The following is an 8,413-nucleotide window of genomic DNA, read 5'->3' on the forward strand; positions in this document are numbered from 1 at the left end:
CACGCCTCAGGCCAAGCGCCGGACGCACTACAAGCTCACTCCGCCGAGCCTGACCTTCTGCAAGCGCTGCAATGAAATGGCCCGTAGCCACTACATCTGTGCGAGCTGTGGCTACTACAATGGCCGCCAGTGGCTCACGCCCAAGGCCGAAGCTACGGCGTAGGCACCTTAGACCTACGTGATCTCAATAGCGCTCGATGCCGTCGGCGGTGATCATGCCCCGGCGCAGATCGTTCGCGGTGCGGTTGACTTTGTCCGCTCCGAACTCGGAGAGGGCGTGCGTGTTTTACTCGTCGGCGATGCACAAATCATCGCCGCAGAGCTCGTCGCCTGTGATGCGGACGGCGATACGCGTCTGCCTATCGTCCATGCTCCTCAAGTCGTCACGATGGAGGAGCACCCGATGGAGGCGATTCGCAAAAAGCCCGAGTCGTCTATCTCAATCTGTGCCAAGCTGGTCAAGAGCGGCGAGGCACAGGCGACCCTCTCGGCAGGCAACACCGGCGCGTGCATGCTGGCCGCTCTGCTCATTATCGAGCGTCTCGCCCGCATCAGCCGCCCTCCTATCGCCTCGCTTCTTCCCACGGAGACAGGCCGTCACTGCCTGCTAGTAGATGCGGGCTCCAACGTAGACTGCCAGCCCTCTCACTTAGCGGACTTCGCGCTCCTTGGCTCACTCTACGCCCAGCATGTCATGGGCATCGAGAACCCCAGCGTTGCCTTACTCTCCAATGGTGAGGAAGATACCAAGGGCAATGAGCTGGTGAAAAAATCCCGTCCGCTGATTCAGGCCCTCCCCGTGAACTTCGTCGGCAATATCGAGAGCAGCCATCTCTTCGAAGGCGGCGTGGATGTGATTGTCGCCGATGGCTTCGAGGGAAATATCTTGCTCAAGGCCGCAGAAGGCATGGGCAAGCTTGCCATTGTTCATGTCCAGCGCACCCTCGCCGAGGCCCAGACCGATGGCGAGCGAGCTGTCTTAAAATCGGCGCTCAAAAAACTGATCGCGGCAGGAGACTACGCGGAGTACGGTGGTGCTCCCCTACTTGGTGTCAATGGCCTCTCTCTGATTGCCCATGGCCGCTCCAACGCCCGTGCGATCTTCAGCGGTCTCCGGCTCGCCACACAGGCAGTACGCTCTGGCTATGTAAATGCGGTAAAATCCGCCCTAGAAGGAATACCGATAGAATGAGGACGCTGCGGCGGGCCATGATAGCAGGAATTGGCAAGTACACTCCTGAGCGCATACTAACAAACGACGAGCTCTCTAAGATCGTAGACACCAACGATGAGTGGATTGTCCAGCGCACCGGGATCCGGGAGCGACGTATCGCAGCAGAGAACGAGGCGACCTCGGACATGGCGGTCAGGGCGGCCCAAGAGGCGCTCGATCGTGCGGGAATCACCGCCGCACAGCTCGATGTTATCGTGGTTGCCACTTGTACCCCCGATTTCAATAACTTCCCCGCCACCGCGATGCTGGTTCAGAACGCCCTCGGTGCGCCGCAGACCACCGCCTTTGATGTCTCCGTTGCCTGCGCAGGCTTTGCCCACGGCCTTGATGTCGGCGCACAGTTTATCGAGACGGGTCGCGCCAAAAACGTGCTGGTGATCGGGGCTGAGAAGATGTCTAGTGTCGTGAACTGGGAAGACCGCGCCACATGCATTCTCTTTGGCGATGCCGCCGGAGCCGTGCTCTTGCAGCCCAGTGACGATGAGAGCGGCTTGCTGGCCTCAGATCTTGGCGCGGACGGTAGCGGTGCGTGCCTGCTCAACCTCCCTGCCGGGGGAAGCCGCCACCCCATGACCCCCGAGCTTTTAGCGGGCAAAGAAAACACGGCGCACATGGACGGTAAAGCGGTCTTCAAGTTTGGCGTAAAAGTGATGGGCGAGACCGCGCTCAAAGCCCTAGCACGTGCGGGAATGACCGAGAGCGATATTGACATGCTCGTTCCCCACCAGGCCAATATCCGCATCATCCAAGCCGCCGCCGAGCGCATGGGCCTCGTCGAGAGCGATGGCTCCCTCAGCCATAAAGTGGCGGTCAATATTGATCGCTACGGCAATACCAGCGCAGCCTCGGTTCCCCTTGCCCTCTACGAAGCGTGGCAGGAAGGCCGGATTGTCGAAGGCAATATCGTCGTCACCATTGGCTTTGGAGCCGGTCTTGCCTGGGGAGCGAATGTGATTCGCTGGGGTAAATTAGCCCCATGAAAATAGCGTTTGTCTTTCCTGGCCAAGGCGCACAAGCGGTCGGGATGGGCCACGATCTTTTTGAGAGCTCTCCCGCTGCCCGCGCTGCTTTCGAGCAAGTCGATGCCGCCTGCGGAGTGTCTGTCTCATCACTGTGCTTTGAAGGCCCAGAAGCGGCACTCAAAGAGACGAAGAACACCCAGCCGTGTCTCTTTGCCACCAGCGTCGCCGCACTGGCCGCCTGCCGTGAGGCGGGCCTAGAGCCTGCGGCCGTCGCAGGGCACTCGGTGGGTGAGTACGCCGCTCTCGTCGCCGCGGGAGCCTTTGATCTCGCCACAGGGGCCAAGCTGGTTCAACAGCGCGCCCTCGCGATGGCCGAGGCCGCCACACAGAACCCCGGCTCGATGGCCGCCGTGCTCGGCCTGGACGCGAGTGTGGTGAAAGAAGTTTGTGATTCCTTGAAAAGCTCCCCCAATCTTGGGGGCGGGGGGGGCCCTATCGTGGTGCCTGCCAACGACAACTGTCCGGGCCAAGTCGTGATCTCAGGCGAGGCCGAGGCACTCACGGAAGTCGCGCCGCTGCTGAAGGAGCGTGGCGCAAAGAGAGTTCTGCCGCTGGAAGTCTCGGGTGCGTTCCACTCTCCCTTAATGGAGTCTGCCGCAGACGTGCTGAAGCCGATTATCAACAGTGTGGCGATCACCGCGCCGAGCCTACCGATCGTCGCCAATGTCACGGCAGAGTACGAGAGCAGCGCCGATGAGATCAAAGCCAATCTTGTCGCGCAAGTGGCAGGGCCGGTGCGCTGGACAGAGACGATCCAAAAGCTCACTGCCGATGGCTACACGCATTTTGTCGAGTGTGGCAGTGGGAAGGTTCTGGCGGGCCTGATCAAGCGCACTGCCCCCGACGCCGTAGTGTTCTCCGTGGGCGACAGCGCCAGCCTAGCCGCCGCCATTGAGGGACTACAGGGACGAAAAGCATGAGTCTAGAAGGAAAGATCGCCATTGTCACCGGCGCGGGTCGGGGCGGGCGCGGGATCGGGCGCGGGATTGCACTGGCACTGGCCCATGCGGGAGCCGATGTGGTCATCACCTCCCGTAGCAATATCGCCGATGCGGAAGCCGTCGCGGAGGCGGTGCGTGAGACGGGCCGTACGGCGCTCGCGATTCCGTGCGATGTGAGCGATGCCGCCTCGGTTGATAGCCTCTTTGCCACTGTGAAAGAGCAGCTCGGGCGGGTAGATATCTTAGTGAACAACGCCGGGATCACCCGCGACACGCTTCTTCTGCGCATGAGCGAGGACGACTGGGATGGCGTGCTGGATGCGAACCTCAAGGGGACGTTTCTGTGCACCCGCGCCGCCGCCAAGATCATGCTCAAGCAAAAATCCGGGCGCATTATCAATATTACTTCGGTCAATGGGCAGGTAGGAAGCCCCGGTCAGGCGAATTATTCCGCGTCGAAAGCGGGTATGATTGGCTTTACCAAGAGCGTGGCGCGCGAGCTGGCCTCACGGAGCATCACCGTGAACGCTGTCGCACCAGGCTTTATTGATACCCAGATGACCGATTTCGTCTCGGGCGACTCGCGAGAGAAGCTTTTAGAGAAAATTCCGCTGGGTCGGTTCGGCACAGCGGAGGACGTGGGCGCAGCAGTGGCGTTTCTGGCGTCGGAGGCCGCGTCGTATATCACTGGGCAGACACTCACTATTGATGGTGGATTGACTGTCTAACCCAAGCTTTTATTGAGGAGCATAAGGAAATGTCTACGTTTGAGCGTGTGAAGAAGGTTGTTGTGGAGCAGCTGGAAGTTGATGAGAAAGAAGTCACTCCGGAAGCTTCTTTTGTAGATGATCTAGGGGCTGACTCTCTAGACGTCGTGGAGCTTGTCATGGGCCTCGAAGAAGAGTTCGATATCGAGATCCCCGATGAGTCCGCCGAGAAGATCACCAATGTCCAGCAGGCAATTGACTACATCGAAGAGAAAACCAAGGGCTAATTTCGCCCTGAGCCGGCGGTATGGGACGAAGGTCCCATGCCGCCGCTTTTTTTTTATGATACAGAATTAAGCTGTGAATAAGCGCATTGTCGTAACAGGAATTGGAGCGGTCACACCGCTGGGCATCGGGAAAGATGCCTACTGGAAAAACCTCACCGCTGGGGTCTGCGGAGTCGGGCCGATCACGCTCTTTGATGCGGAGCGCTTCGATGTCAAGATCGCCGCCGAAGTGAAAGACTTCGACCCGACGGCGTATGTAGATCGCAAAGAAGCCAAGCGCATGGATAGGTTTGTCCAGTTCGCCGTTGCCGCGTCGCTACTGGCGCTGGAAGACGCGGGCCTGAGCGTCACCGATCAAAATGCCGAGCGTGTGGGAGTCGTGATTGGCTCAGGGATTGGCGGACTCCAGACCTTAGAAGACCAAGTGCGCATCTTGGTGGAGAAAGGCCCCAGCCGCGTCTCGCCGTTTCTGGTGCCGATGATGATTGGGAACATGGCCTCCGGGCACGTCTCGATCCTCACGGGCGCAAAAGGCCCTAACTCCTGCACCACGACTGCCTGCGCCTCCAGTGCCCATGCCTTGGGCGATAGCCTGGAGATTCTGCGACGTGGCGCCGCCGACGTGATGATTACGGGCGGAGCCGAGGCGGGTGTCGTGCCGGTCTCGATTGCAGGTTTTGCCAACATGAAGGCCATGGCCTCCAACTTCAACGACAACCCCACCGCAGCATCGCGGCCCTTTGATGCGAATCGCTCAGGCTTTGTGATCGGTGAGGGCGCGGGGATTCTGATCTTAGAAACTCTGGAGCACGCCGAGGCGCGCGGTGCCCCTATCTACGCGGAGCTCGCAGGCTACGGCATGACAGCGGATGCCTACCACATGAGCTCGCCCCCGCCGGATGGCAACGGAGTCGCGCGTGCGCTGAGCTACGCTCTGAAGAACGCCGGGCTTGAGCCCGAGCAAGTCCAGCACGTCAATGCCCACGCGACGTCCACACCACTCGGTGATAAAGCCGAGATCGCCGCGCTACGCTCGGTGTTTGGCGCTCACTTTGACAGCCTTGCTGTCTGCGCCACCAAGTCCATGACCGGGCACTTGCTCGGCGGCGCAGGGGGCATTGAAGCGGCGGCGACCGTGCTCTCTATTGCGGAGGGCCTCGTGCCCCCCACCATCAACTACGACACCCCCGACCCAGACTGCGTGGTAGACTGCGTCCCCGGCGGCGCCCGCAAGATGAACGTGGATGTCGCCGTCTGCAACAACTTTGGCTTTGGCGGCCACAACGCCGTGTTAGTCTTCAAGAAAGTCTAGTCCCCTCGATTAGAGGGAGGGGACGGGAGTCTCCCCCGTTGGAGGGGGGAGACTGGAGAGCCTTCGGCTACGAAGGGCGTACCGCCCATACCCAATTTTCGGGTTTATGGCCGGAACGGCCTTTGTAGCTTTAGCTCTCCAGCACTGCCGTTCCAATCGGCGGTGCTCCAGCGCCGCTCCTACAATCGGCGGTGCTTACTTTGCCGCTTTGGCAGCCGTTATCTCTTTGGTGAAGGTTGCGGCATCGTGCTTGCCCGCCATTGCCTTCACCAGCTTACCTGAGGGGCTAAATAAGTAGGTTCGTGGAATCGGCGACGTGGGCGGGGCTTTGGGCTCCAGCCACTTCAAGAACGAGGCGATATCCGTGTTGGCCTTGTTAAAGAACGCATTCGCTGTCGCGTTCTGTGTCGTCAAGAACTTGGCCGACTTGGTCGCCGCGTCTTGCGGCGAGTCGCAGGCAATGGTGATCAGCGTTGCCCCACTGGCCTTTACCGCCGCGACTAGATCGGGAAACTCCTGCTTGCACGGCACGCACCACGATGCCCAGAAGTTCACCACGACAACCTTGCCTTTGTTTTTCGCGACAGCGGCTTTCAAGCCTGCCACATCAATGGGAGTCGGTCCTGGCATCAGGGCTTCGCCTCCTGGAGCTTCTGGAGCATGGCAACGGTGTCCTCGGCGGCACTCTTCACATTGATCTTGCTGTCTACGGCAACAACTTTTCCCTTTGGGTTGATATAAAACGTCACCCGGCGTGCGACGCCCCGCTCTTTATTGAGCACTCCGTAGGCCTCTGCCACTTTTCCGCCCACATCCGAGAGCAGCGTGTTGGTTAGAGCATCGCGCTCACAGAACTTCTGCTTGCTCTTCGTATCTTGCGTGGAGATCGTGTAGACCAGCGCATTGAGCGGAGCGAACTTGTCTTTTCCCGCCGTGTAGGACTTATTCTGCAGCGTACAGCCTGCCGTCATGTCCGCCGGGTAGAACGCCAGCACGACCCACTTCTTTGCCTGCTTCGCCTCTTTGAGAGCGACGGGCTTATCGCTTTGATCCGGCAGGGTAAAATCAGGGGCTTTCTTGCCCACGAGCTCTAAAGCGGGATCAGCAGGCTTCGCGGCAGCGGGCGGCTCCTGAGGTGCTGTAGCAGCCTTCACGGGCGGCTCCTGAGCGAGCAGGAGCATCGGAATAAGAAAAAACATTCGTAGGGTTCCTCCAGAGAGTGGTTGGTCGTATTTTACCGTGTCTGGTGGTAGCTCTGCGCGAGCTGACGGAGCTGCTCACGAAACGCTTCCCGCTGCGCACTATCATCGGGCAAGACGGCATTGCGGCGCTCGACGGCGGCATTGGTCTGGGTAACGATCTCCGTGAGAAAGTTAAGATAATCCGGCAGATCCTGCACATAGAGAGGCAGATAGTGAACACACAGTGTATCCCCGCGAAAGATCACGGGAGGACGGGAGGGGCGAGAGGACAGCAGATAGAGGCTCTCAAACTCCGCCGCCCACTCGGTACCAGGGTCTCGGGAGAGGCGCACATAGAAACCGTAGGTGCCGGGGAAGGCATCGCTCACTTCCAGCGTCTCCGGGTCAACCCCCACAATCTGGGCGGTCTGTATTCGATCGGGCATAGCAGCATGATACCCCGTCACAAAAGATACGCTCTGGCATGCTTTGTGCTAGATTACTTTTTTTTCCTCAAAGCGCGTCAAAACCTTAAAATCCGGGTATAATACCGGCGTGTAAGGTGTCTCGTCAGCTTGAGTTGAGAGACCCCTGCTAAAGGTTTTTAATGAGTGAAGTGAGTCCCCTTCTCTACAGGAGCAAAAAATGAATTTTAATAGCCGTGTTTTTCGTATGGCATCCGCCCTCACAATTGTTGGTATCGTCGCATCTCAGATCCCAAGCCGCTCGATGATAAGTCAAGCGGCTGTCAGTACTACCGCAAATGTCTATCCGGAGCAGGTTGCGGGCTATGCAGCAGGGACTTATGCGGCAGTACAGGTTGTTAAAAGCCCGAGCATTATCGGGCTAGGTGGAGCTGATCAGGGCTTGAAGAGCATGACAGCTACCATAGCGAGTAACCCGGATTTGAGTGAGGCCAACAAGATTATCGAAAACTCCGGTCTCGGCCAGAAGTTAAATGAGAGTGATGTGAATGTGGTTCTTCCCACTAACGCAGAAATCACGAAAGAACTTCCTGCATCGGAATTGGAACTTTTGCAAAATTCAGCAGGCGCGTCACAAGCCCAAGCTTGGGTGAACGAGCATACAACTGAGAAAAATATCATCCTTCTTTCTAGTATAACAGTGGTTTTTACTATATCTCTTCCCGACGGTAATGAGATTGAGCTCACTAAGGACAATATCAAGGATATTTTCAAAACCTTAGATGGTACCTTATTTACTTATAACGTCGTCATTAAGTGAATTGACAACGCATAAACAGTTATGAATAAAAGTCGTGTTTTTCGTATGGTATCTGCGCTTACAATTGTTGGTATCGTTGCATCACAGGTTCCAAGTCGGTCTGCGGTTAGCTTAGCGGCGGACGGTTACCCGGAAAGCAACGCGCTTCTGCAGCAAAGTCTTCAGAATGTTATTGTGGGTGGCTTTGTTGTTGGTGGGATTTACTCTATCACCAAAGGCTCAAGCGTTGGTAGTGTATTCGGTGGTAGTGCTGGTTCTGGTGGTCGCATCGGTGGAGGTAGTAAGCCCATTTATGACTTGACCAAGTCAAAAGATGAGTTCAGCAGTATTGCCCGCATCATTAGCAATGCAGGTGAGATCGAAATGTATCGCACCGATGAGTTCACTGTCTTCTGGCCGACGAACGATGCCCTGACAACAGCTCTAGGCCAGAGCAAGGTTGACCAGCTTGAGCAAGCAGCCAACAAAAGCGAAGCCATCACTT

Annotated in this window: 12 protein-coding genes; 9 read left to right on the forward strand and 3 right to left on the reverse strand. The window is 57.7% G+C overall.

Going from position 1 to position 8,413, the window contains the following annotated elements:
- From rpmF to fabF, 7 genes are all read left to right on the forward strand, one after another.
- Nucleotides 1–163 (forward strand): 50S ribosomal protein L32 (rpmF, locus tag AC1XOS_RS16580; RefSeq protein ID WP_481963346.1); only part of this gene is annotated, 163 nt, incomplete at its 5' end.
- 15 nt (nucleotides 164–178) lie between these two features.
- Nucleotides 179–1,192 (forward strand): phosphate acyltransferase PlsX, encoded by a 1,014-nt coding sequence (gene plsX, locus AC1XOS_RS16585; protein ID WP_481963336.1) that lies wholly within the window; start codon nucleotides 179–181, stop codon nucleotides 1,190–1,192.
- The gene (locus AC1XOS_RS16590) at nucleotides 1,189–2,214 is read left to right on the forward strand and encodes a beta-ketoacyl-ACP synthase III (protein WP_481963337.1); all 1,026 of its coding nucleotides are present in this window, start codon (nucleotides 1,189–1,191) and stop codon (nucleotides 2,212–2,214) included. Before plsX ends, AC1XOS_RS16590 begins: the two co-directional genes overlap by 4 nt.
- The gene (fabD, locus tag AC1XOS_RS16595; protein ID WP_481963338.1) at nucleotides 2,211–3,176 is read left to right on the forward strand and encodes an ACP S-malonyltransferase; all 966 of its coding nucleotides are present in this window, start codon (nucleotides 2,211–2,213) and stop codon (nucleotides 3,174–3,176) included. Before AC1XOS_RS16590 ends, fabD begins: the two co-directional genes overlap by 4 nt.
- Entirely contained in the window at nucleotides 3,173–3,925 is a 753-nt protein-coding gene (gene fabG / locus AC1XOS_RS16600; RefSeq protein ID WP_481963339.1) for a 3-oxoacyl-[acyl-carrier-protein] reductase, read from the forward strand. Before fabD ends, fabG begins: the two co-directional genes overlap by 4 nt.
- Nucleotides 3,926–3,954: 29 nt before the next feature.
- Nucleotides 3,955–4,191 carry an acyl carrier protein gene (acpP, locus tag AC1XOS_RS16605; protein ID WP_309692678.1) on the forward strand — a complete coding sequence of 79 codons (237 nt, stop codon included), beginning with the start codon at nucleotides 3,955–3,957 and terminating at the stop codon, nucleotides 4,189–4,191.
- A gap of 73 nt (nucleotides 4,192–4,264) precedes the next feature.
- Nucleotides 4,265–5,503, forward strand: a complete 1,239-nt coding sequence (gene fabF, locus AC1XOS_RS16610) for a beta-ketoacyl-ACP synthase II (RefSeq protein WP_481963340.1) — start codon at nucleotides 4,265–4,267, stop codon at nucleotides 5,501–5,503.
- Nucleotides 5,504–5,698: 195 nt separating this feature from the next.
- Here fabF and AC1XOS_RS16615 read toward each other — a convergent pair whose 3' ends face one another.
- The 3 genes from AC1XOS_RS16615 to AC1XOS_RS16625 are packed head-to-tail and all read right to left on the reverse strand — an operon-like array spanning nucleotide 5,699 to nucleotide 7,130.
- On the reverse strand, nucleotides 5,699–6,133 hold the full coding sequence (locus tag AC1XOS_RS16615; protein WP_481963341.1) for a TlpA family protein disulfide reductase: 435 nt from the start codon (nucleotides 6,131–6,133) through the stop codon (nucleotides 5,699–5,701).
- Nucleotides 6,133–6,702, reverse strand: coding sequence for a peroxiredoxin (locus AC1XOS_RS16620; RefSeq protein WP_481963342.1), 570 nt, complete (start codon nucleotides 6,700–6,702; stop codon nucleotides 6,133–6,135). The genes AC1XOS_RS16615 and AC1XOS_RS16620 overlap by 1 nt, the downstream gene beginning before the upstream one ends.
- A gap of 35 nt (nucleotides 6,703–6,737) precedes the next feature.
- Entirely contained in the window at nucleotides 6,738–7,130 is a 393-nt protein-coding gene (locus AC1XOS_RS16625) for a hypothetical protein (protein WP_481963343.1), read from the reverse strand.
- A gap of 199 nt (nucleotides 7,131–7,329) precedes the next feature.
- Between AC1XOS_RS16625 and AC1XOS_RS16630 the strand changes: the two genes are divergently transcribed.
- Both AC1XOS_RS16630 and AC1XOS_RS16635 read left to right on the forward strand, forming a co-directional pair.
- Entirely contained in the window at nucleotides 7,330–7,929 is a 600-nt protein-coding gene (locus AC1XOS_RS16630) for a hypothetical protein (RefSeq protein ID WP_481963344.1), read from the forward strand.
- A gap of 21 nt (nucleotides 7,930–7,950) precedes the next feature.
- Nucleotides 7,951–8,413, forward strand: a 463-nt coding sequence (locus AC1XOS_RS16635; protein ID WP_481963345.1) for a fasciclin domain-containing protein, incomplete at its 3' end; no start/stop codon positions are given.

The sequence above is a fragment of the Armatimonas sp. genome (assembly GCF_964826245.1).

Bases quoted from the DNA above. Each gene is read 5' to 3' on its own strand.
- AC1XOS_RS16590 (WP_481963337.1), top strand. From the start codon at position 1,189: ATGAGGACGCTGCGGCGGGCCATGATAGCAGGAATTGGCAAGTACACT.
- fabD (WP_481963338.1), top strand. From the start codon at position 2,211: ATGAAAATAGCGTTTGTCTTTCCTGGCCAAGGCGCACAAGCGGTCGGG.
- fabG (WP_481963339.1), top strand. From the start codon at position 3,173: ATGAGTCTAGAAGGAAAGATCGCCATTGTCACCGGCGCGGGTCGGGGC.
- acpP (WP_309692678.1), top strand. From the start codon at position 3,955: ATGTCTACGTTTGAGCGTGTGAAGAAGGTTGTTGTGGAGCAGCTGGAA.
- AC1XOS_RS16615 (WP_481963341.1), bottom strand. From the start codon at position 6,133: ATGCCAGGACCGACTCCCATTGATGTGGCAGGCTTGAAAGCCGCTGTC.
- AC1XOS_RS16620 (WP_481963342.1), bottom strand. From the start codon at position 6,702: ATGTTTTTTCTTATTCCGATGCTCCTGCTCGCTCAGGAGCCGCCCGTG.
- AC1XOS_RS16625 (WP_481963343.1), bottom strand. From the start codon at position 7,130: ATGCCCGATCGAATACAGACCGCCCAGATTGTGGGGGTTGACCCGGAG.
- AC1XOS_RS16630 (WP_481963344.1), top strand. From the start codon at position 7,330: ATGAATTTTAATAGCCGTGTTTTTCGTATGGCATCCGCCCTCACAATT.